The organism is Dinoroseobacter sp. S375, from assembly GCF_049800775.1.
In the GTDB taxonomy this organism is placed as follows: Bacteria; Pseudomonadota; Alphaproteobacteria; order Rhodobacterales; family Rhodobacteraceae; genus Dinoroseobacter.
In genome coordinates, this window is the sequence record NZ_JBNAFR010000011.1 from 100,699 (window position 1) to 120,075 (window position 19,377).

Annotated in this window: 16 protein-coding genes; 11 read left to right on the forward strand and 5 right to left on the reverse strand. The window is 63.2% G+C overall.

The genetic code is table 11. From position 1 onward, the window contains the following. Nucleotides 1-2 precede the first annotated feature (2 nt). Together ACP150_RS19400 and ACP150_RS19405 are read left to right on the forward strand one after the other, a co-directional pair. Complete coding sequence (locus ACP150_RS19400; RefSeq protein WP_424968357.1) at nt 3-1,097, forward strand: P-loop NTPase; 1,095 nt, start codon at nt 3-5, stop codon at nt 1,095-1,097. Further along, nucleotides 1,094-2,938, forward strand: a complete 1,845-nt coding sequence (locus ACP150_RS19405; RefSeq protein ID WP_424968358.1) for a glycosyl hydrolase — start codon at nt 1,094-1,096, stop codon at nt 2,936-2,938. Before ACP150_RS19400 ends, ACP150_RS19405 begins: the two co-directional genes overlap by 4 nt. Nucleotides 2,939-3,081: 143 nt before the next feature. Here ACP150_RS19405 and ACP150_RS19410 read toward each other — a convergent pair whose 3' ends face one another. Together ACP150_RS19410 and ACP150_RS19415 are read right to left on the reverse strand one after the other, a co-directional pair. Next, on the reverse strand, nt 3,082-3,924 hold the full coding sequence (locus tag ACP150_RS19410) for a PAS domain-containing protein (protein ID WP_424968359.1): 843 nt from the start codon (nt 3,922-3,924) through the stop codon (nt 3,082-3,084). 259 nt (nt 3,925-4,183) lie between these two features. Beyond that, nucleotides 4,184-5,032: a MurR/RpiR family transcriptional regulator gene (locus tag ACP150_RS19415; protein ID WP_424968361.1), complete on the reverse strand. Its 849-nt coding sequence runs from the start codon at nt 5,030-5,032 to the stop codon at nt 4,184-4,186. Between the two features lie 95 nt (nt 5,033-5,127). On the opposite strand from ACP150_RS19415, the gene ACP150_RS19420 reads away from it, so the two are divergent. The 5 genes from ACP150_RS19420 (at nt 5,128) to ACP150_RS19440 (ending at nt 9,710) form a co-directional block, all read left to right on the forward strand. Next, entirely contained in the window at nt 5,128-5,865 is a 738-nt protein-coding gene (locus ACP150_RS19420; protein WP_424968362.1) for a 5-formyltetrahydrofolate cyclo-ligase, read from the forward strand. 24 nt (nt 5,866-5,889) lie between these two features. Continuing rightward, entirely contained in the window at nt 5,890-6,861 is a 972-nt protein-coding gene (locus ACP150_RS19425) for an ABC transporter substrate-binding protein (RefSeq protein WP_424968363.1), read from the forward strand. Next, entirely contained in the window at nt 6,861-7,628 is a 768-nt protein-coding gene (locus ACP150_RS19430; RefSeq protein ID WP_424968364.1) for an ABC transporter ATP-binding protein, read from the forward strand. The genes ACP150_RS19425 and ACP150_RS19430 overlap by 1 nt, the downstream gene beginning before the upstream one ends. Next, nucleotides 7,621-9,192, forward strand: a complete 1,572-nt coding sequence (locus tag ACP150_RS19435; RefSeq protein ID WP_424968365.1) for an ABC transporter permease — start codon at nt 7,621-7,623, stop codon at nt 9,190-9,192. Before ACP150_RS19430 ends, ACP150_RS19435 begins: the two co-directional genes overlap by 8 nt. A gap of 71 nt (nt 9,193-9,263) precedes the next feature. Then, nucleotides 9,264-9,710, forward strand: a complete 447-nt coding sequence (locus ACP150_RS19440) for a MarR family winged helix-turn-helix transcriptional regulator (RefSeq protein WP_424968366.1) — start codon at nt 9,264-9,266, stop codon at nt 9,708-9,710. A 352-nt stretch (nt 9,711-10,062) separates the two neighbouring features. On the opposite strand, the gene ACP150_RS19445 is transcribed toward ACP150_RS19440, so the two are convergent. Next, nucleotides 10,063-10,314, reverse strand: coding sequence for a DUF6552 family protein (locus ACP150_RS19445; RefSeq protein ID WP_424968367.1), 252 nt, complete (start codon nt 10,312-10,314; stop codon nt 10,063-10,065). Between the two features lie 10 nt (nt 10,315-10,324). Further along, nucleotides 10,325-11,008 (reverse strand): SDR family oxidoreductase, encoded by a 684-nt coding sequence (locus tag ACP150_RS19450; RefSeq protein ID WP_424968369.1) that lies wholly within the window; start codon nt 11,006-11,008, stop codon nt 10,325-10,327. 97 nt (nt 11,009-11,105) lie between these two features. Here ACP150_RS19450 and ACP150_RS19455 point away from each other — a divergent pair, with 97 nt between their 5' ends. From ACP150_RS19455 to ACP150_RS19470, 4 genes are all read left to right on the forward strand, one after another. Continuing rightward, complete coding sequence (locus ACP150_RS19455; RefSeq protein ID WP_424968370.1) at nt 11,106-11,975, forward strand: LysR substrate-binding domain-containing protein; 870 nt, start codon at nt 11,106-11,108, stop codon at nt 11,973-11,975. Between the two features lie 411 nt (nt 11,976-12,386). After that, nucleotides 12,387-12,689 carry a TrmH family RNA methyltransferase gene (locus ACP150_RS19460; protein ID WP_424968371.1) on the forward strand — a complete coding sequence of 101 codons (303 nt, stop codon included), beginning with the start codon at nt 12,387-12,389 and terminating at the stop codon, nt 12,687-12,689. A gap of 789 nt (nt 12,690-13,478) precedes the next feature. After that, a complete protein-coding gene (locus ACP150_RS19465; RefSeq protein ID WP_424968372.1) occupies nt 13,479-17,048 on the forward strand; it encodes a class I SAM-dependent DNA methyltransferase in 3,570 nt (1,189 codons plus the stop codon). Between the two features lie 728 nt (nt 17,049-17,776). Further along, nucleotides 17,777-18,142 carry a hypothetical protein gene (locus ACP150_RS19470; RefSeq protein ID WP_424968373.1) on the forward strand — a complete coding sequence of 122 codons (366 nt, stop codon included), beginning with the start codon at nt 17,777-17,779 and terminating at the stop codon, nt 18,140-18,142. A 1-nt stretch (nt 18,143) separates the two neighbouring features. Here the strand turns inward: ACP150_RS19470 and ACP150_RS19475 are convergent. Then, a protein-coding gene (locus ACP150_RS19475; protein WP_424964469.1) for an IS3 family transposase occupies nt 18,144-19,297 on the reverse strand; the annotation gives its coding sequence in 2 pieces (ribosomal slippage) (nt 18,144-19,036 and nt 19,036-19,297; 1,155 coding nt in all). Between the last annotated feature and the right edge of the window lie 80 nt (nt 19,298-19,377).

The window sequence follows — 19,377 nt, forward strand, 5'->3', positions numbered from 1 at the left end:
ACATGGACCTCGGAGAAAAGCTCGCCAAGCTCGATTGCACCCTCGGCCATGCCTGCCAGTTCTGCCCGCAGGAAGACACCTGCGCGCTGGACAAGCCGCATCACAATGCCCGCCTGATCGAGGCGCGGCTGCAGGAGATCGCCCAGATCATCGTGGTGCTCGCCAACAAGGGCGGCGTTGGCAAGAGCACGGTCTCGGCCAACCTTGCCGCCGGGCTCGCGCAGGACGGGTTCCGGGTCGGTGTGGCCGATGCGGATATCCATGGCCCCAATCAGAGCCGGTTCTTCGGCTTTGCCGGGGCCAAGACCCGCACCACTTATAACGGTCTGAAAACCCACGGGTTTCAAACGGATGGCATCGCGCATTCCGTGAAGGTCGGCTCCCTGGCCTTCATGCTTGAGGACGACACCACCCCGATCGTCTGGCGCGATGCCTACAAGCATGACTTCATCCACCACCTGATCGGCAGCTTCGACTGGGGCTCCCTCGACTATCTGATCGTGGACATGCCGCCCGGCACGGGCAACGAGCTGATCACGCTCTGCGATATGCTGGAAGGGTCGAATGTCTCGGGGGTTCTGGTTTCCACCCCGCAGGCGGTGGCGCAGATGGACAGCCTCAAGGCCGGACGGTTCTGCAAGGAAAGGGGCCTGCCGGTGATCGGCGCGGTCGAGAACATGGCGGGCGTGGTCTGCCCCCATTGCAGCGAGGAGTTTCATCTGTTCCCCGAGGCCGGGCTCGACGCGGCGCTGGCTGCGCTCGAGATCGAGCGCGTCGCGGCGGTGCCGCTTGCACCCGAGATCGCCATGGGCTCGGATACCGGCGCGCCGGTGGTCTGCGCTCATCCCGAAAGCGTCGCGGCGACGGCCTTCGCGCCGCTGATCGCGGCGGTGGCGGCCCTTGGGCGCGTAGAGTTTTCCAAGGCAGTGGCGGCAACCCTGGGCGATGTGTTCCAGGACAACCTGTCGGATCGCGATCTGAACGCGGCCCTTGCGGAGCTGCCCGATGGCGCAGAGCTCGGCGATGAGATCGCCGCCTTGCTGGGGCAGGAGGCCGGACGGCTCCGCGCGGCCAGCGACGAGGGGTCCCGGCCATGATGGATGGCGCGATGGAGGATCCCGGACGCCGCGCGCTTTTTCGCGGCGCGTTCCGCGCATCCGAGAAAACCGCCACGGGCTGGCATATGGTCACCAGCCTCGCGGCCGGATCGGGCGATGTGTTCTGGGACGGCTGGGCCGATGAGGCCGGCGTCTTCGTGGTGGGCGATGACGGGGTCATCTTTCACTATGACGGCGCGGATTGGACCCGGCAGGCGGCCCCTGCGCCGGTGCCGATCCACGCGCTTTGGGGCCGGTCGCGCGATGATCTCTGGGCGGTGGGCTGGATGGGGCAGATCCTCCACCATGATGGGCAGGACTGGCGGCATATGCAGGGCTGCGAGGTGGATGGCGCGGGCAAATACGCCAGCAGCCCGGCCAACACACCGCTCTTTGCGATCACGGGTGGCGAGGATGGCCGCGCCTGGGCCGTGGGGGATCGGGGCACGATCCTGCATTATGACGGAGCCACATGGCAGCCCGAGGTCTCGGGCACCCGCGCCCATCTGCGCGCGATCACGGCGCTGCCAGATGGTCGCCTGCTCGCGGCGGGCGGCGATGGCACGGTCCTGATCCGCGATGCGGATGCGGGCTGGGCGGTGCAACCCTGTGCGCTGCATTCGAACTTCACCGCGGCGCTGACCCTGCCTGATGGTTCGGTCCTGTTGGCGGGCGGGCGGTATTTCGTCGATGCGGGCGGGTTCCGCGGGGATCTGGCCCTGTGGACGGCGGACGGGGTGACCAAGCTTTTCGAGGGGGCGGCGTTCTCCCGCTTCCGGGCGCTTGCGGCCTGCAATCGCGGTGTCGTCGCCGTGGGCGATGCCGGGCAGATCCATGTGATCCGCGACGGGCGCATCACCCGGGTCGATAGCGGCATTGCCCATGACATCCTGGGGATCGTCACGCTGCCTTCGGGCGAGGCCCTCGCCATGGGTGATTTCGGCACCGTGCTGGCCGGGGAGGCTGGCGCGCTGGAGCATTTCACCCCCTATCTCGCCGCCGAGGCCGAGACCCCGCGCTGGGAGGCGGCGGAGAGCGGCACGGATCGACAGCTCTGGGGACTTTGGCATGACCGGGACGGCGGTGCGATCTACGCCTGCGGCGAGGAGGGCACCGTTCTGATCCAGGATCGCGGGCAGTGGGCGGCTTTGCCCCCCGTCGGCAATCTGGGCATCCATGCGCTCAACCGCGCGCCCGATGGCACGCTGCTGGCCGCCGGTCAGATGGGCGAGATCCACGCCTTTGACGGCGCGCGCTGGCACAAGGCGTTCGACCTGCATATGGACGTGACGATCCTGTCGCTCTGGTCTGATGGAGCCACGCTGATCGCCGCCGGGGATGAGGGGCTCGTGCTCCAGAAAACCCCGGATGCCCCGGACTGGGTCCGCATGGCAAGCGGCACCAAGAGCGCGCTTTACGGGCTCTGGGGGCCCGATGACCGGCATCTGCTGGCGGTCGGGGATTTTGGTCTCGTGCAGCGCTGGAACGGGACGCGCTGGGACGCGTTCAACGCGGGCACGGAGTACTTTCTCTTCGACGTCTGGGGGCGTGGGCTGGACGACATTTTCGTTGTCGGCCTGTCGGGCACGATCGGTCACTTCGATGGCCAGCGCTGGACAATCACCCCGGCACGGGCGCGCGCCGATCTTCTGGCGGTGACCGGGGATGCGGATCAGGTCGTGGCTGTGGGCGCAGCCGGAACCGTCTATCGCCATGATGGCCAGCGCTGGGCGCCCGAGGCGTCGGGCACGCCGCTTGGCCTGCGTGCCGTCAGCACGGCACCCGGCGGCGGGTTTGTGGCCGCAGGCGATCAGGGGAGCCTGCTGGCGCGGCGCGACTAGTCGTGTGCGCGCGGGTTCGGCCGATGGAGCGGGGCCCGACTGCGTCCGTCCATCCCTGACGGCGGCGGCTGGCCCAGGCGAGAAGTGTTGCCGCCCCCGCGCGGGGCTTCGGGGACTTGCGGCCTATGATCGGTTCTGCGGGGTCATGCGCACGACCGCGTGACGATCTCCGCGCAGCGGTCGATCAGGCTGCGCATCTCGTCGGTTCGGCCCCTGGCGCCGGGATGCGTGATGTCCTTTTCCAGCAAAAGCAGCTGCGCCGTGATCTCGGACAGCGGGTCGCTCAACGGCCCTAGCGCCTTTGCCAATCTCTCGCCCTCTTCGTGGTGCTCGGTCATGTCAGTGGTCGCGGCCAGGCTCAGGATCGTACCGCGATGGGCCACCAGCCGCGCCGAGACCCTCCCGGCAAAGATCCGCCCCGCACGCCCGCGCAACCGAGCCTCGAAATTGTCCAGCCGCCGGTTTTCACGCAACTCGCTGACATAGGCGTCCCGGTCCGTTGGGTCGACCCAGATCTGCTGAATGTCCTGCGGCGCACCGTAGAGATCCGCCCATGCCCGGGTCCAATAGACGAAGCGTTCGCGCCCGAGGTCATAAATCACCAGATTGATGGGCGCGGCGTCGATCAGGGCACCGAGTTGGGGCGCAAAGTCTTGCGCGTCATCCGAGGCCGTCGGCGCATGCTCAGTGTCCGCGATGCGCAGAAGGAAGCCCAGGTCATCGAGTGGCTGCAATGTCAGGGACAGGGCGCCCGTACCCGCATAGGTCACCTGCTGTGGGACCGGAGCGTGCCCCCCTGCGGCAAAGGCAGTCTGCAGCTGCGTCAGCCCATCGCGCAGGCCTGTATCCTCGATCCCAGCGCCGATCTGGTCGAAGGGTTGACCGGGGTCCGGGCACGGGACCCGCGCCTGAAACGCCGCGTTGCTGCAGATCAGGCGGTGATCCCTGTCGAAGAGGGCGATCCCGTCGTGCGATGCGTCGATCATTGCCACAAGGGCGGCGTGTGACAGGGCAGGGTCCATGGCGTGGGCGCTTTCTCGATGTCAGATGCCCCACTCTGCGCCGAGGGGCCTTGGTCGTATAGCCCCGGGGTGACATGCGTTTGCACACAGGGGGAGAAGGGCGAATGCGCCGGGCGGCGGTCTGGCACAGGCAGTGTGACCTCGCTCCGACGGCGGCGCTGGCGACGTGCAAACGCCCTTGCGGGACCGGCGTTCAGAGACGCGCGGTCCCGGGCGTGGCAGGCTACTCGAACAGGTCCAGCTCTTCGGTGATCGCCTCCAGTGTTTCGGCGCGCTGCTTGACGGCATCCTGGTTCTTGCCCGCATAGGCAATCGCCAGCAGACGGAGCATCGACACCACCGTCGCATGGGTGGTCAGCATCCCGTAGCTGGCCACATGGCAGGGCAGCACGGTCTCGGAGAACCGCTCGGCCTGGGCCTGAAACAGGTGATCGGTGATGGTGATGATCCGCAACCGCGAGGTCCGCGCATAGGTCAGCAACGAGCGGAGCAGCTTGGGCCGATCCTCCAGTGTGACGAGGACAAGCGCGTCGCGGGGACCCATCATCGCCAGCTGGCTCGCCCAATCCTGCGCCGCGCCGTCGAGGTAATGCACGTTGTGGCGCAGTCGCGAGAAGAGGGTCTTGCCTATGCGCGCCGCCCCGTCATCGGCCCCGAACCCGATGAACCAGACCCGCGGCGCCGAAGAGAGGATATCGGCGATCTCGGGCAGCTTGTCCGAGCGCAGCTCTTCGAAGGTGCGGGTCAGGTTGCGCAGCTCCAGTTCCAGATGATCGCCCATGGACCGGCCCAGAATGACGGGCGCGGTGGCGGCGGGTTTCTGGGTGTAAGGCTGGGTGCGGTCCCGCTCTTCCCGGGCCTGCAGGCGGACCTCTTCGAAATCCACATATCCCAGACTGCGGAAAAAACGGGCAGTCGTCGCCTTGGAGACCCCGGCCAGCTTGGCCAGCTCCGTCGCGGTGTGCGTTTCGATAAGGCCCTGATTGTTCACCAGAACTTCGGCAATCTTCTTCTCGCTGCCCGTCAACCGGGCCTGCTTTTCCTGAATGCGAAGGATCAATCTCGAAGCCATTTTCCACCCCTATCGCGTGCCGATCCAAAATTCAACTTGACCTTTGAAACGGATGTTTCAGTAATGTGAAACAGTGAAACTGACGGGGAATCGCAATGTCGAGTTCAAAGGTGGTGCGGGAGCGGATCTGGACCAAGCTGCAGGATGTGGCCCGACCGGACACGCGGTTTCACATGAACTTTGCCGAGGTCATTCCCGATTTCGAGGGTTCGGACCTGGCCACGGATCGGGTGGTCTCGCAGGCCGCCTATGACGCCTCAAGCTTTGCCTTCATCACGCCCGACAACTGCCTTGCGGATCTGCGCCGCCGGATGATCGAAGATGGCAAACCCTTCGTGATGTCGACCTATGGCATCTATCGCGGTTTTCTGTTCATCGACCCGGCAAAGATCCCCGAAGGGGCCGCGCTCTATGCCTCCTGGCTCGACGGGATGGAACATTTCGGCGAACCGATCAGCCTTGAGGGGATCGCCCGGCGCGGGCGGTTCGATCTGATGGTGACGGGCGCCTCGGCCGTGTCGAAAAACGGGGTGCGGTTCGGCAAGGGGCACGGGTTTTTCGATCTGGAATGGGGGATGTTCACCGATCTCGGCCTCGTGGATGAAACCACGCCGGTGATCGCTGTGGTCCATGACGTGCAACTGGTGGACGAGGAATTGCAGCCCTCGGAAACCGATATCCTCGTGGATCAGATCGCCACCCCCTCGACCCTGTTCACGGTCGAGCGGCGCGCCAAGCGGCCCTCGGGGGTCAAATGGCCCCTGCTTGAGCCCAAGCAACTGGCCGAGACCCCGCCGCTGCAAGAGCTTCAACGCATTCAGGGCCTCGCCTGAACCTGCCCAACAAGGAGAGAATTCATGACCCTTCGTCTGTCCCGTCGCCATTTCATGGGCAGTGCCGCTGCCGCCGCTGCCGCGTCCTCGGTCCCGCTACGAGCCTCCGCAGCCACGCCCTTCACGATGCAGGCGGCCTGGATCAATGACGCCGAGTTTGCCGGCTATTTCCTCGCCATGGATCAGGGGTACTACAAGGAGGAGGGGCTGGATCTGACCTATCTCTCCGGCGGGCCCGATGTCATCCCCGAGAGTACCATCATCGCCGGGCGCGCGGATCTCGCGCTGACCACGCCGGACACGACGATCAAGGCCATTGCCGAGCAGGGCGCGCCATTCAAGATCATCGGCGCGCAGTATCAGAAGAACCCGATCGGGATCGTCTCACTGGTCGAAAGCGGCATCACCTCGCCTGCGGATCTGGTGGGCAAGACCCTCGCCGTGCCGCCGGTCAACGTGATCTCGGTGGAGGCGATGCTCAAGATCAACGGGATCGATCCGGCGGATGTGAACATCGTGCCCTATGCCTATGACCCGACGCCGCTGATCCAGAAGGAGATCGATGCGAGCCTCGATTTCACCACCAACGTGCCCTACACGATTGCGCAGCTGGGCGGCGAGGCGGCGTCCTTCCTGCTCTATGATTTCGGCTATACCATCTATAACGACACCGTCGTGGTGACCGAGCAGACCCTTGCCGACAAGCGCGATGAGCTGGTCGCCTGGCTTCGGGCGAGCCGGAAGGGTTGGGTGGAAAACAACGTGGATACAACGCTTTGGCCCGCGAAATGGGCGGATACGCATTTCGCCGGAACGGGTCGCACCATCGCCAATGAAGAGTTCTTCAACGAGGCGCAGAAGCCACTGATGGAGCATCCCGACGGCATCTTCGCCATGACCGAAGAGGGGATCGAGGCCAACCTCAAGGCCCTGCGCGAGGTCGGGATCGAAGGCACGCGCGAGATGTTCGACACCACGCTGCTCGACGAGATCTGATGACGGCCCCGGCCGGGATCTCTCTCAGCGGGGTCAGCAAGACCTTCGAGGGGCGCGGCAAGACGGTGCAGGCGCTCAGGGATGTGACGCTGAACTGTCCGGCCGGGTCCTTCACCGCGCTGATCGGGCCCTCTGGCTGCGGAAAATCCACGGCGCTGCGCGTCGCGCTGGGGCTCGAGACGCCCGATACGGGCGAGATCCGGATCCATGGCGACACGCCGCTGGAGGCGGCGAGGGCGGGCAAGACCGGGGTCGCGTTCCAGGACGCGGCCCTGCTGCCGTGGCGGTCGGTGCGCCGGAATGTCGAGATGCCGCTGGAGGTGATCGGCCTCAGCCGCAAGGCCCATGCCGCGCAGGTGCAGGCGATGATCGATCTGGTGGGGCTCAGCGGCTACGAGAATTCCCTGCCCGGTGAGCTCTCGGGCGGTATGCGTCAGCGGGTGGCGATTGCCCGGGCGCTGGTCACTGAACCGCGCGTGCTTTTCATGGACGAGCCCTTTGGCGCGCTCGACCAGATCCTGCGCCGCCAGATGAACGTAGAGCTGCAACGGGTCTGGCAAGAGACCGGCGCCACCGCCTTGCTCGTGACCCATGGCATTGATGAGGCGGTGTTTCTCGCCGACCGAATTGTCGTGATGCATGCTGGCCCGGGCCGGATCGCCGATATCATCGACGTGCCCTTCGCGCGCCCGCGCCACCCGGACCTCTTTTCGGACCCGGCCTTTCACGCGCTGACGGACCGGGTGGCTGCGGTGCTCCATGGCTGAGGGGGCGGGTGGCCGCCACGCGGGCCTGCGCAATGTCGCGCTGCTCCTCCTGCTCTGGGAGGTTGTCGGGCGGCTCGATCTGGTGGCGGGTGGGGCCTTGCCCGGGATCACCGAGATCCTCATCCGGCTGTGGGAGGACCGGGCCGATTACCCCCGGCATGTGGGCGCAACCCTGTGGGCCTCGACGCTCGGTTTCCTGATCGGCAATGGGGTGGCCCTGCTGGCGGGAATCGCCTTTACCCTGTCGCCGACATTGCTGCGGCTGTTTCGCGGGGTGAACATCGCGCTCTTCGCCCTGCCGCCGATCGCGATTGCGCCGATCCTTGTCCTGACCCTGTCCGGGATGGCACCGCGGGTCGTGCTTGCGGCACTCTCGGTTTATTTCGTCACCATGACCGCTACGGTGATCGGCCTGACCCAATCGGACAGCCGGGCCAGTGACGTGGTGCGCGCCTATGGCGGCGGCAAATGGGCCGTGCTGCGTTTGGTGCAGCTGCGCGGGGCGCTGCCGACGATCCTGACCGGGTTCCAGATCGCCGCGCCCAACGCGGTGCTCGGCGCGATCCTCGCGGAGTTCGGCGGCGGTGGACGCTGGGGGCTGGGGACCTACTTGCTGGGCTCGCTCGGACGGGGCGAGCCGGATCGGCTCTGGGGGATTGGGTTGGTGGCAACGGCGATTGCGGGGCTGGGGTATCTGGTCTTCGGGCTGATCGCCGGGCGGCTGCTGGGCGCGACCCAAGCGGTGACGCTGAATGCGGCCACGCCGGATCTGGCCAGCCCGCCGCGCGCCGGGCTGCACAGGGCGCTGATGCTGTGCGGGATGATCGCGATGCCGCTGCTCTTGTGGTGGGCGTTCATTCTGCTGAGCGGGGTGCCCGCGATGATCTCGAAAACCCCGCTGGGGGTGGTCGAGTATCTGTTTCTGGCCGAGAAGGCCCCGGTCGCGCAGGCCAAGCTGCGCGCCGCATTGGCCGAAACGCTGCCCATCACCTTTGTCGGGATGGCAGCGGGGATCGGGTTTGCCTTTCTGCTGGCCATTTGCGGCCGCCTCTTTCCCAATGCGATCCGGGCCTTCATGCCCGTGGCGCTGGTGTCGCAATCCATGCCGCTGGTGGCGCTCACCCCGCTTTTGGTACTGATCTTCGGGCGGGGGACGAGCCTGACCCTGTGGGTGACGATCTCGGTGACCTTCTTTCCGGCGTTCGTGACCCTGGCCCAGGGTCTGGCATTGGTGCCGCAATCGGCCCGGGATGTGCCGCGCGCCTATGGCGCCTCGGTCTGGCAGGAACTGCGCATGGTCACGATCCCGGCGGCCTTGCCCTATCTCTTTGCCGCGACGCGGCTGACCGTGCCGCGCGCCTTGCTGGGGGTGATGATCGCCGAATGGCTCGCCACGGGGCGGGGGCTCGGCAATCTGCTCAACCAATCGCGGGGGCAGCTCGATTTCGGCATGATCTGGACCGTGGCCTGTGTTTCGGTGCTGGTCTCGGTCCTGCTCTATCAGGCGGTGGTGCTGGTCGAGCGTCGGGTGCTGCGGCGGCTTGGGATGCAAACCGCGGAATAAGTCACCATTCTGGTTGCGTATAGATTGCAAGAAGCTTGCATATGCAAGCGAATCGCAATAGATGGCAGCCCATGACTGAGATCCCAACCATCAACGCCCTGCGCCTGCTGCAAGCGGCAGACGCGGTGCGGGCCGGGCTCGCCGGAGAGTTCTCCGCCGCGCATGGCTTATCCGTAAATGAATTCTTCATGCTGCTGCATCTGGAGCGGGCCGCCCGACATCGGTTGCCCCGGGTGGAGCTTGCCAAGCGCATGCATGTGAGTGCCTCGACCATCACCCGCATGGTTGCGCCGCTGGAAAAGATCGGGCTGCTCGGGCGCGACGCGGATGAGCGTGACGCAAGGCTGGTCTTTGTCGTGCTGACCGAGACCGGCCAAGCGCGGCTGGCCGAGGCGCAGACGACCTTTGCCAAGCGGGCGGGCTACCTGTTCCAGGACCGGTGGAGCCCGGCGGAGCTCGACCGGTTTGCAGGTCTGCTGCAACGCCTGTTGTCCGGGGTGCCTGAGCCTCTGGCCTGAAGCGCGCGCGCCCCGGCTCGATTGGCGTTGCGGTCTGCAGTCCTCTCTGACGTGCTGTTTCTACCCGAAATCAGCGCGGGGAAGGACTGATGCACAGCAACGAAAGGTCAGGGGGGCTCTTGCGCGTGATCCGACGCGGGCGCGGCGAAGCGCGCGCGCCCTATACGTATCATCGCTCGTTCTGCCGGTGCTGCGGAACGTCGCTGGGCGAGCCGCTCTCGCCGGACGAGACCTTTCCGATCAATGCGCACTGCCTGGATGGGGATCCGGGGGTGCGGGTCTCCTTTCATGAGCATCTGGCCGAGCGCCCCCCCATGGGAGCGCCCGGAAGAGGACAGCGCAGAGGCAGGCGCTAGCCGCTGACCATGCCCGCGATCATGGCGCCCAGGGCCACGAGATGGACCAGCATCAACGCCTTGTCATTCCAGAGGGCGCCCACCGCGAACCAGCCCAGGACCCCGACCAGAAACAGGTAGAGGTTCAACGGTGTCCAGCCGAACCCCGTGGCCGTGTAGCCGAGGATCTGGACAAGGGACGCGGCCCATTTGACCGCAAAGATGATCCGCTCCCGCGAGAGCGGGCGGGGCAGGGCGTCAGACAGCATTGGTCAGCCCTCAGTCCATGCGCAGGTTCTGGCCTGTCATGTATCCGCCCTCGGCCGAGGCGAGATAGGCGATCAGCGACGACACCTCATCGACGCGCCCATAGCGCCCCAGAGGGATGCGCGCCTTGCGGTCCTCGGTCTCGGGCAGGCTGTCGATGAAGCCCGGCAGGACATTGTTCATCCGGATGTTGTCGGCCGCGTACTTGTCGGAATAGAGCTTGGTGAATGCCGCCAGCCCGGCGCGGAACACTCCGGAGGTCGGAAAGAGCGGGTCGGGTTCAAAGGCCGCGAAGGTCGAGATGTTGATGATCGCGCCGCCCCCCTGGGCCTGCATCAGCGGTGTGACCAGCCGGGTGGGGCGGATCACGTTCATCAGGTAGACCTCCATGCCCTGATGCCAGTCGTCGTCACCGATCTCGAGCACCGGGCCCTTGGGGCCATGCCCGGCCGAGTTGACCAGTACATCGACCCGGCCCCAGCGTGCTTGTGCGCCCGCGACAAGCGCCGCGAGGGCCTCGGGGTCGAGGTTTGAGCCGGTCACGCCGAACCCGCCGAGCTCTGTCCCCGATGCCTCGCCCTTGCCGGATGAGGACAGGATTCCGAGCTTGAACCCATCCGCAGCGAGCCGCCGGGCCGCGTCGGCACCCATGCCACTGCCGCCTGCCGTTACGAGTGCCACTTTTTCTACTGTCATTGATGCCTCCATCACTGTTGAGGGTAGATATAATTGCGCATCATAGGAGGTTCGATTGAGAATTGATGTTTCATGGCAGTAGAAATACTATTGAGATATGGCTGATCTACCTCCCCTGAATGGGCTCCGTGCCTTCGAAGTCTCCGGGCGCCGTCTGAGTTTTCGCGCGGCGGCGGATGAGCTTGGCGTGACCCAGGGCGCGGTGGCGCAACATGTCCGGCAACTGGAGGCCTATCTGGGACTGATGCTGTTTGATCGGCTGCCCAAGGGGTTGGCGCTGACATCGGTCGGGCGCAGTTATCACAGCCGGGTCTCGAGCGCCTTTCAGGAGTTGCGCGAAGCGACCGACCAGATCAAGCCCGAGCCCGGCAAAGTGCTGATCAGCGTGACCCCGACCTTTGCCTCAAAATGGCTGATCCCCAACCTGCCGGAATTTGCCGAGCGACATCCCGAGATTGATCTGCGCATTCTCGCGACCGAGAAGCTGTCCAGCTTTCACAGCGATGGTATCGACCTTGCGATCCGCCAGGGCGCGCCGCCGTTCGGAGCCGCCCTGGAGGCAAGCCGTCTGTTCAGGCAAGATGTGATCGCGGTTGTTGCGCCGTCCCTCCTGGGTCAGGTGAAAGGTCTGGCACTGGCCGACCAGCTGGCGCGCCTGCCGAAGATCCACGATACCCATGACCTCTGGCCCCGCATCCTCGGCGCGCTCGACGTCGAGGATCTCAGTACAAGAAAGCTGCGCCTGAGCCAGACCGCCCTGGCCGTAGACGCCGCGATCTCGGGGCAGGGCGTCGCGCTGGTCAACCGCTTCCTCGCAAGTCGGGACATCGCGGCGGGCAAACTGGCAGAGCTTGGCCCCCTCCCGCCCGTGGAAGGCCATGACTTCTACCTCCTGACCCAGCGCAGATCCGGGCCAAACCCGGCCATCGATACCGTGTTGACCTGGCTCAGAAGTAAGTCGGACTAAATCGGATTAAGAAAGCGCGCGCAGTCCGCTGCTGTACCGCCTCAACCCAACAACCGATGCGGTCGCTTGAGCTTGGACAAAACAGAATGTCGTTGAGTGCAGTGGAGGCGAGTACCGGAATCGAACCGGTGTACACGGATTTGCAAGAATAAGCGTCTTGTGGAAATTTAATGTCTTGCAAGCGTACACGGATAAAAATTCCGTGGACATCAGAATCTAAGCGACGGAAATTATACAGGAAAATAGGCCATCCGAGACACTCACTTTTTGAGTCTAGGATGTGGCTAATCCACAGCCGTTTGTTCGACAAATGTCCTGCCTATGATACACTTTGTATGTTAATAGCTTTGCGACTGAAACCCTGACTACTCGCAAAGCGGTCAGGGTTTTGGTTTGCTTAAAAGTATAAGCATGAAGAAAGGATATTTTGGTATCGGAATTTACGAAACAAAGGAGACCGGCAATGTCGGTACTCTTTGGCGTTCAGCGATGAATTCCGGTGCAGATTACATTTTTACAATTGGTGCTCGCTACAAACGTCAGCGAACCGATACGACAAAGACTTGGCGGAACATCCCGTTGTTTGAGTTTAAAGATTGGGATGATTTTGTTTCTCACGCGCCTCGCGATGCTGAACTCGTATTCATCGAACAAACAGACGACGCGAAGCCGCTACAAACCTACCGTCATCCAAAGCAGGCAATCTACGTTTAAGGCGCAGAAAACGACGGAGTGCCAGAACCACTCATGCGCGGTCATCGGAAGGTAGAGATTGATACTCCGATGTGCCTTAACGTTGCCACGGCTGGAAGCATCGTCATGTAAGACCGTAAAACGAAAGAGACCGTCCCGAAGGACGGCCTCCCTGCAGACTTAAAGTCCGAAGTACTTTAGAAGCCAGCCCACGAGGAAAATCCCCAGGGAAAGTTCCATCCGGTACTTCGTACCATCCGACCTGCTGGCTTCGAGTATCAAAGATGCACGCATATGCCTGCCTCCTTTTCTGCTCGTGTGCGCGTACTCTTATAGAAGCCGCATGGCGCACGGTAAGCCACCACCAGCTGTTCTCTGTTTTGCAATCAAGTCTTGTTGCCGCTGGCGAGCGCGACTTGAGTCGGAGCGACCGCTCATCACAGCCGCGTTACAAAAAAGGTAGGAATTCCAATAGGGAAGCGCAACCCCGCCAATCTGCGATTTTGCAGGATTTTTCTGTGGCTAAGAAGTGTCTAAGACTTTGTGGCTAACGCTAAGTGCTTGATTTTGTTGGAGGCGAGTAGGAGAATCGAACTCCTGTACACGGATTTGCAAGACTGGGTAAGTTTCAGAAAACGCTCATTAAAGTGTTTAGACCTTGCCCCAAAAACACCGGAACACATCAAGAATGTTTAAACGACTTTTCGCCTCCCAAACCCTCGAAAAAGCCGTTGAGGCACGAAGGCGTAGCATTGTCACATGGGCGCAATTCGCCTTCCAATCTCGCGCCCGCTGCGCTGATATCCACATATGCAGCAACCCGCCGCCTCCTTCGAAGAATTCCTCGCCCAGGCTCAAAGCTCTGGCGGGTCCGAGATGGCCAACTGCCATCTTTTCATCGAACGCCTCTGCGGTTTCCTCAATCTGCCGCAACCTGAGCTTTCAACCGAAGAGAACCGATTCAACGATTACGTTTTCGAACGTCGTGTCGATTTCAAACACCCGGACGGGACCACCACACCGGGTCGCATCGACCTATACAAACGCGACTGCTTCATCCTCGAAGCCAAGCAATCCTCCAAGCGTCCCACGACCCAGAACACCCTTCCCGGCCTCCCCGAAGATCACGCCCAGATCAAGAAAGGGCAGGCCAGGCGCGGCTCCCGGCGCTGGGACAAAGTCATGGACGCGGCCAGGCGCCAGGCGGAAAACTACGCCCGCGCCCTGCCGGTAGAGCACGGCTATCCGCCTTTCCTGATGGTGCTCGACATTGGTAATGAGCTCCAGATTTTCGCGGACTTCTCGGGGCAGGGGAAAAACTACACCCATTTCCCGGATCGTGCGTCCTATCGGCTGTCCATGGATGATCTGCTCGATGCGGACGTCCAGGAACGGCTTCGCCTGATCTGGACCGATCCGCTGGCCCTCGATCCCGCGCGCCACAGTGCTAGGGTCACCCAGGACATCGCCGAACGCCTCGCCCGGATCGCCCTTCGCCTGGAACGCAGGCACGATCCCCATGATGTTGCGTCCTTCCTTATGCGATGCCTCTTCACCATGTTCGCTGAGGATGTGGAGCTCGTCCCCGATCACGCTTTCGAAAAGCTGCTCGGGACAATGGTCGATGACCCGCAACACTTCGTGCCCGCCCTCGAAGACCTCTGGAGCAAGATGGACACCGGTGGCTACGCAGCCGGTATCAATAAAACACTCAAGCGGTTCAACGGAACGCTCTTCACCGACGCCCGGGCCTTGCCGCTCGACGCGGACGACATTCGGGAGCTCTGGGTCGCGTCCCAACGTTCCTGGCAAGATGTCGAACCGGCGATTTTCGGCACCCTCCTGGAACGCGCTCTCGACCCGCGCGACCGGTCCCGCCTGGGCGCGCACTACACGCCCCGCGTCTATGTCGAGCGGCTGGTGATCCCGACCATCATCCAACCGCTGCGGGCCGATTGGGACACGGTGCGCCAACGGGCCAAGGAACTCGAAGAGGCGTACAAACCCGACGACGCCCTGCAAACCGTGCGCAATTTCCACCACCAGCTTTGCACGACCCGCGTGCTTGACCCGGCGTGCGGCACGGGCAATTTCCTCTATGTGGCGCTCGAACTGATGAAGCGGCTCGAAGGCGAGGTGCTCGAAGTCATTGCCGATCTTGGCGGACAAGAGGGGCTCGCCTTCCAGGGTGAAACCGTCAGCCCCGCGCAATTCCACGGGATCGAGCTCAACCCCCGCGCGGTCCCCATCGCCGACCTGGTGCTCTGGATTGGCTACCTGAAATGGCAGCTCCGCACATCCGGCCCTGCCTCTATCTCGGAACCGATCCTCCACGCCTATGGCACGATCCGCGAGGGCGACGCGATCCTCGCCCATAACGGCACCGAACCGGTTTGCGAAACGACCGGCCACCCGGTGCAGGTCTGGGACCGGGTCACGTTCAAGCCGAACCCGCTCGCCCCGGACCAATCTATCCCGGACCCTGCCGCGACCATTCCGATGGTCCGCTACATCGCCCCCAAGCCCGCGCCCTGGCCGGAGGTGGAATTCATCGTCGGCAACCCGCCCTTCATCGGTGGCAAGGACATGCGCGCCGAGCTCGGCGATGGCTATGCGGAGGCCGTCTGGGCCGCGCGCAAGGACATTCCGGGCGGCGCCGATTTCGTTATGCATTTCTGGGATGCGGCGGCGGCGCGCCTGCTGGCCAAGGGGACCAAGACCAAGCCCAACCCGCTCCGCCGGTTCGGCTTCATCACCACCAACTCGATCACTCAGACATTTTCCCGCCGTGTGATCGAAAAGCACCTGAAGGCCAAGGCGCCGCTCAGCCTGGTCTATGCCGTGGGCGATCACCCTTGGCAGAAATCGGCGGGCAAGGCCGCCGTGCGCATCGCCATGACCGTCGCCGAAGCCGGGGACGGGGAGGGCGTCCTGGCCGAGGTCGTGGCCGAGGCTGATCTGAACACCGACGCCCCGCGCGTCGATCTGCGCAAGCACGAGGGCAAGATCACGGCCAAGCTGACCCTCGGCGCCGATGTGACCCGCATGCGTCCGCTGTGGGCAAATGAGGCCCTATCCAGTCCAGGTGTGAAGCTCCATGGCGCGGGCTTCATCGTGACGCCTGCCAAGGCGCAAGCCCTGGGCCTGGGAAGGGTGCCGGGGCTGGAAAAACACATCCTTTCCTACCGCAACGGGCGCGACCTGGCGCAGCGCCCCCGCGGGGTGATGGTGATCGACCTGTTCGGCCTCACCGCGCAGGAGGTCCAGGAACGGTTCCCGGCGGTGTACCAGCATGTTGCGGACACGGTGAAACCGGACCGCGACGTCAATAACCGCGCTACCTATCGGGACAACTGGTGGCTGTTCGGAGAACCCCGCTCCGACATGCGCCCGGTTCTGGAACCGCTCCCTCGCTACATCGCGACGGTGGAGACCACCAAACACCGCACCTTTCAATTCCTCGACTGCACCATCCGCCCGGATAACATGCTCGTGGCTATCGGCCTCGATGATCTGGCTGTTTTCGCGGTACTGTCGTCTCGCCTGCACGTTCATTTTGCAATTAACAATGGGGGCTGGATGGGCGTCGGCAACGATCCGCGCTATTCGAAGTCCAGAACCTTCGACCCCTATCCATTTCCCGCCCTCTCGGACACCGCGCGCGCCACCCTTGCTCAGCTCGGCGATCGCCTCGATGCCTTCCGCAAGGACCGCATTGCCGCCCAGTGCCATCTGACCATGACCAAGCTCTACAACGCGCTGGAACACTTGCGCGAATTGGAGGCCGGGATCGGCGGCCCCATGACCGACGCCGAGCGCGATGTCTATGACGCGGGCCAGATCCGCATTCTTGCAGAGCTGCACGACCAGATCGACCGTGCCGTACTGGACGCCTATGGCTGGTCCGACCTGGCCCCCGCCCTGGTCGGCAAGGTCGGCGGCACGCTGCCGAGCTTGTACAAGACCCCGGACCAGGAGCGGGCCGAGGAAGAGCTGCTCTGCCGCCTCGTCGCCCTGAATGAGGACCGCGCCGCCGAAGAGGCACGCGGGGACATTCACTGGCTCCGTCCCGAGTATCAAATTCCACGCGTGGGCAAGAAAGCCCCGCAACCGGCCATGGATATCGCCGCGCAGGCCGCGCCGGTCCTGCCCGATGCGATCAAACCCGCCTGGCCGAAAGACCCCATGGCGCAAATCCGCACGCTGCGCCGGGCCATGGCGGTGGCCGACACGCCGCTCGCCCCTGCGGACCTGTCCGCACGCTTCAAGGGCGGGCGCAACCGCGAAGCCCGGATCGAACGGCTGCTCGCCGATATGGTCGAGCTCGGCATCGCCCGTCTCGACACGGGCCGTGCCAACCGCTACTTCCTGCCGGACTGATCCACACGCGCCATACAGTCCCCATTTTCACCCCGCAGCCACCTGGCCCCGGAGACTTCAAGGATCGGAGGGGGCAGGGGGCGGGCCGCAGAGCGCCACCCACTGTCTTCTGCTTCCCATAGGGTGCTAAAGACGGCTTAGGCGCTGCGCGGGGCCTCTCCGGGGCTTTCACGCCCTAGTTCTCGGAAACCCGCTTTCCGGACCCAGGACGGACGCGAGCAAAGCGAGCGGTCGGCCAACCCAAACCCTCCCCCCCTTGTTATAGGTTATGCATTTAGTGACACCGACGCCGTGATGTCTTCGCGGTAAAACAGCCTAGCTGCTCAGTCTTCACGTATTGTTACGGTTTGAAACGAATTGGTGTTATGCATTTAGTGACACCGAACGTGATCTGTGCCCGCGCGGCGTTTGTGTCACGTGCGATTTTCCCTAAGTCTGAACGAAGCAACAGAGTGCATGCAGCGTCAGCGAATTCGTCCGAATGGGCGCTACACCTTCAGCGAAGTTCATATGCTCTAAGGAAAATCGAACCAAAGAGCCAAACTGAAGAAAGGGAAGCCGTTTGTCCGTCGCGCAGTCAAAAGTGGAACAGCAGGCGCTTGGCCTACTGCGTGCGTTTGAGAGGGCAGGTCGCACCGTCAGGCGCGTCGTGATCGAAGGAAAACGGATTGAGCTCGAACTGGTCCAAGAAGATTCTCAAGATGAGTTTGACGGGATAGATATGCGTCATGACAAAACGTGAGCTCCCAAAGCATGTCTACCGCCAACGCAATGGCCTGTATTTTCAGCGGCGCGGCTGGCCCTCGCAGAAGTTCGAAAATGAGTTTGGTACGCCAGAGTTCTGGCGCGAGTATGCGGGGATCCTTGCGCAGAAGGATCGACCTCGGAGAGTCATTGCGCGCAATTTTGGCGCTCTGATCGATAGCTACCGTAAATCGCCCAGGTATCGGAACCGCAAGCCTCGGACCGGCTTGGACTACGACAAACACCTCGATTTTTTCCGCGAGATTATGGGTGAGGCGAACCCGGCCAAGATGCAGCGAAAGGATGTCATTCTGAGCTACTCCCCAATGTTTGGACAGTTTCCGGCGTGATCTAAGCTACTCTCTGCTCCTGCTGATCGGGTTGGGTTTCGTCTTTTCTCAGCCAATAGACCATGGCTGGCGGTTGGCCGCCAAGGGCGGAATGGGGGCGCTTGCGGTTGTAGAACTCGATCCATTTTCCGACACCCGCCGTCGCCTCTGATCCGGTTTCCCAAGCGTGCAGGTAGACGCATTCGTATTTGAGGCTTCGCCAGAGCCGTTCCACGAAGATGTTGTCGAGGAAGCGTCCCTTGCCATCCATCGAGATGCGCACGCCGGATCGCCGCAGCCGGTCGGTCCAGGCAAACGACGTGAACTGGCTGCCCTGGTCGGTGTTCATGATCTCGGGCGGGCCGAAGCGGTGGATCGCCTCGTTCAGCGCCTCGACGCAGAAGTCTGCTTCCAGCGTGTTGGATATGCGCCAGGCCAGCACCTTGCGGGTGTACCAGTCCATGACCGCCACCAGATACAGGAACCCACGCCGCATCGGCAGATAGGTGATATCTGCGGCCCAGACCTGGTTGGGCCGGGTCACCCGCAAACCGCGCAACAGATAGGGATACGTCTTGTGCCCCTTCGCCGCCTTGCTGGTGTTGGGCTTCTGGTAGATCGGCATGAGCCCCATCAGCCGCATCAATCGGCGGATACGCTTCTCGTTGACCAGATGTCCCTCGTTGCGCAGGTGCCAAGTCATCTGCCGGACACCGAAGAACGGTGTTTCCAGGAACTGCTCGTCGATCTGACGCATCAGCATCAGGTTCATCGCCGTCTCGCCCTTGGGCGTGTAGTAGAATGATGACCGCGAGATCGACAGCAGCCTGCACTGTTTGCCAATCGACAGATCGGTATTGGCTGGTTCAACCATCTTCCGCCTCACTTGCCGGTCCACGGTTTGAGCTTTCGTGACAGAAAATCATTGGCCACAGCCAGCTCCCCGATCTTGGCGTGCAGGTCCTTGACCTGTTCTTCGTCCACTTCCGGCGTCTTTCGGCCACCACGCTCGAGCACGCCAGACGCGCCTTCAAGCAGCGCACGCTTCCAGCTGTGGATCATCGTCGGGTGAACGCCAAACTGGCTTGCCAACTCAGCAACCGTCCGCTCGCCCTTCAATGCCTCAAGCGCAACTTTGGCCTTGAACTCAGGCGAATGGTTCTTCCGTTTCGACATCTCTGATCTCCTCTTCGTCGAAGATCAGCAGACAGCAATTCGTAGCTTACGTCAGTGTCCGAATTTCGGGGGGTAGCTCA

Coding starts and splice junctions, on each gene's coding strand:
- ACP150_RS19400 (WP_424968357.1), top strand. CDS start 3: ATGGACCTCGGAGAAAAGCTCGCCAAGCTCGATTGCACCCTCGGCCAT.
- ACP150_RS19405 (WP_424968358.1), top strand. CDS start 1,094: ATGATGGATGGCGCGATGGAGGATCCCGGACGCCGCGCGCTTTTTCGC.
- ACP150_RS19410 (WP_424968359.1), bottom strand. CDS start 3,924: ATGATCGACGCATCGCACGACGGGATCGCCCTCTTCGACAGGGATCAC.
- ACP150_RS19415 (WP_424968361.1), bottom strand. CDS start 5,032: ATGGCTTCGAGATTGATCCTTCGCATTCAGGAAAAGCAGGCCCGGTTG.
- ACP150_RS19420 (WP_424968362.1), top strand. CDS start 5,128: ATGTCGAGTTCAAAGGTGGTGCGGGAGCGGATCTGGACCAAGCTGCAG.
- ACP150_RS19425 (WP_424968363.1), top strand. CDS start 5,890: ATGACCCTTCGTCTGTCCCGTCGCCATTTCATGGGCAGTGCCGCTGCC.
- ACP150_RS19430 (WP_424968364.1), top strand. CDS start 6,861: ATGACGGCCCCGGCCGGGATCTCTCTCAGCGGGGTCAGCAAGACCTTC.
- ACP150_RS19435 (WP_424968365.1), top strand. CDS start 7,621: ATGGCTGAGGGGGCGGGTGGCCGCCACGCGGGCCTGCGCAATGTCGCG.
- ACP150_RS19440 (WP_424968366.1), top strand. CDS start 9,264: ATGACTGAGATCCCAACCATCAACGCCCTGCGCCTGCTGCAAGCGGCA.
- ACP150_RS19445 (WP_424968367.1), bottom strand. CDS start 10,314: ATGCTGTCTGACGCCCTGCCCCGCCCGCTCTCGCGGGAGCGGATCATC.
- ACP150_RS19450 (WP_424968369.1), bottom strand. CDS start 11,008: ATGACAGTAGAAAAAGTGGCACTCGTAACGGCAGGCGGCAGTGGCATG.
- ACP150_RS19455 (WP_424968370.1), top strand. CDS start 11,106: ATGGCTGATCTACCTCCCCTGAATGGGCTCCGTGCCTTCGAAGTCTCC.
- ACP150_RS19460 (WP_424968371.1), top strand. CDS start 12,387: ATGAAGAAAGGATATTTTGGTATCGGAATTTACGAAACAAAGGAGACC.
- ACP150_RS19465 (WP_424968372.1), top strand. CDS start 13,479: ATGCAGCAACCCGCCGCCTCCTTCGAAGAATTCCTCGCCCAGGCTCAA.
- ACP150_RS19470 (WP_424968373.1), top strand. CDS start 17,777: ATGACAAAACGTGAGCTCCCAAAGCATGTCTACCGCCAACGCAATGGC.